Source organism: Catonella sp. (genome assembly GCF_052169795.1).
In the GTDB taxonomy this organism is placed as follows: Bacteria; Bacillota; Clostridia; order Lachnospirales; family Lachnospiraceae; genus Catonella.
In genome coordinates, this window is the sequence record NZ_JBQNBU010000170.1 from 1 (window position 1) to 2,615 (window position 2,615).

Genomic DNA, 2,615 nt, shown 5'->3' on the forward strand with positions numbered 1-2,615 from the left:
GACAGACAGACAGACAGACAGACAGACAGACAGACAGACAGACAGACAGACAGAGTATGAATTTATCTAATTTTAAAATTAAACTAAATAATAATACATTAGAGGATTGTTTAAAAGCATATTGCTTTTAGGCAGTCCTTTTTGTGTTTTATTATAAAAATTTATAAAACTTAAGAAAAGGAGAACGAACTATGAGGTTAAAAAAGAGAATTTTAGGTATGGGACTTGCTATGAGCTTGATGCTTTCAGGGCTTTATGCTGCACCTGAAAAGGTAAGGGCAGAGGTAGAAAATGAGAACACGCAGAAAGTAGAAAGTATATCTAGAGGAACTGTAATAGCCGCAAAATCATCAGGTAAAAAGGTTAAAATGCCGGAAAAGGCGGTAGATGGTTCGAGGATAATAGTAACGAGTAGCATTGCTGACAGTGATGGTGAGTATATTTACTATACTATACCTAATCTTGTTACAAAAAATGAGGCATTCCCTATGTTAAAAAGAAATATTAAAACTGGAAAAAAGACTGTTATAGGAAATGGTTTTGACAGTATAAAATTATATAAGGGTTATTTGTTTTGCACTCCTTATATAGGTGCTATGCCAGAGGGAGATATTTATATTTATAAAGTTTCTAAAAATGGCAAAAAAGAAAAGTTTGTAAAAGGTTTTGAAATGGTGACAATCGGTGATACTATATATTGTAGTTCCTATAAATCGAAAAAGGGTATGGAATTTGAGGGCTCAGGAATTTACAAAATGGATTTAAAAGGAAAAAATAAAAAATTTGTAAAAAAAGATGTATTTGGAACACTTGGGGTTTCCGGTAAAAATATATATTACTATAACAGAGCTTATGATACAGGAAAAGTTGAATGCTTTAATCTAAACACAGGAAAGCCAGAGAATAATGTAATATTGTCATATTTATATGATCCTGCTTCAAAAACAAAGGTTACTTATAACACTAAAGAAGTTAAAGCAGGTAAATATGAAAATGGTAAATGGAAATATAAGACGGTTTTTAAAGGTAATGAAAATGTTGAAGATGCTTGTGTGTGTGGAGGTAAAATTTTAATAAAAGCCAATTATTATGATGAGGCTAAAGGAAGAGGATTTATAAAATTCTATATTATGGACTTAAATGGTAAGAATAAAAAATTATTACATGAGGGTGAAGCTGTAGGTTGATTATATTTATGTAACTCCCCTTAGTTCCAAACAGCTAAGGGGAAATATATCACTTCTATCATTTTTCAAAAATCAAACAAGGAGAAGAATCATGAATATAAAAAAGCGTATTCTAGGATTTGCTTTAGCAGTAACCATTATGCTTTCAGGGCTTAATACCGTACCTGAAAGGGTAAAGGCGGATACTTCAAATCCTAAGGCTCAGGCTGAGGTAATACCATCACCTGCCAAGTCATCAGCGGCTATGGCTATTGGTGCTGCAAAGCAGATTAAGATAAATAATCTGAAAAAGACAACGAAGGTAACATATAAGTCAGACAAGCCTAAAACAGTAAAAGTTTCTAAAAAAGGAAAAATCACAGCTCTTAAAGCAGGCAAGGCAAATATAAGTATTACTGTAAGGACAAAGACAGGAGAGATAAAATACGGATATGCAGTTATAGTTAAAAAGCCTTCATTTAAGCAGAAGAAACTTAATTTGATAAAGGGAAAAAGTAAAACTCTTAAAATAAAAAACATTTCAAAGCAAGCTAAAGTAACATGGAAATCTTCAAACAAGAAAGTTGCAAGCATTTCTGCCAAAGGAAGCATAAAAGCCATAAAAAAGGGAAAGGCTGATATAAGTGTGGTAATTAAGGTTGCCGGTAAGACCTACACCTTAAAGCAGAGAGTGACAGTAAATAATAAGCCTACCCTAGCTATAAAGGTATCAAATAAACTTGATGATAAAAAGAAAGCATTAATCAAGACCACAGATGAAAATATAGTAATAAAAGGCAAGATTACAGGTAAAAATAAACTTAAAAAACTGAGCATTACCTATACAGACCATACCAATAAGCCGGCTAACATAAAACCGTCAGGTAAAAGAAACTGGTCTGTAAATGTTCCACTTTCGATAGGAAGAACAAGAGTTAAGATTACAGCAGAGGGTAAGAAGAAAGAAAAGGTAACTAAAGTCATATCCATTAACAGGACAAATAAGACCATTGAGTACAGCACAAATGTAAAGATAGCAGACATAAAAGAAGCTAAAGAAGTTTCGGACAGTGTAGTGAAAAGCTTTAGAGATGACAATAACACATCCGACAGAGTTTCGGATGGTACCATAGTTGTACTTGTAAAAGAAGATTCAGAACTCCTAAGAAAGATAAAAGCAGGAGAATTGCAGCAGGGTAATGTCTATGTACTTCCACAGGTAGAGCATTTTATAGCAGGATTTACAGGCATATATAACAGGCATCAGGCTCCGAGAGATTCGGCTTATCCTGACTACGCATATGAGGAAGTAATATTTAACTATCCTACTATTGATAAACTCTTTGATAAGGATATAAATCTTGATTTTTCGGGAGGAATTGATAAAGAAAATCCTATAGCTTTTACACTTATAGGAAATAAGGCTACTATTAACCCAAAGGTAAATGG

The 2,615-nt window shown here is 33.0% G+C and carries 2 protein-coding genes; both read left to right on the forward strand.

Annotated elements, in window-relative coordinates; translation table 11 throughout:
* The first annotated feature begins 191 nt into the window (after positions 1-191).
* On the forward strand, positions 192-1,187 hold the full coding sequence (locus tag ACTTKP_RS12120) for a hypothetical protein (RefSeq protein WP_442554140.1): 996 nt from the start codon (positions 192-194) through the stop codon (positions 1,185-1,187).
* Positions 1,188-1,278: 91 nt separating this feature from the next.
* Positions 1,279-2,615, forward strand: a 1,337-nt coding sequence (locus ACTTKP_RS12125) for an Ig-like domain-containing protein (protein ID WP_442554141.1), incomplete at its 3' end; no start/stop codon positions are given.

Coding starts and splice junctions, on each gene's coding strand:
- ACTTKP_RS12120 (WP_442554140.1), top strand. CDS start 192: ATGAGGTTAAAAAAGAGAATTTTAGGTATGGGACTTGCTATGAGCTTG.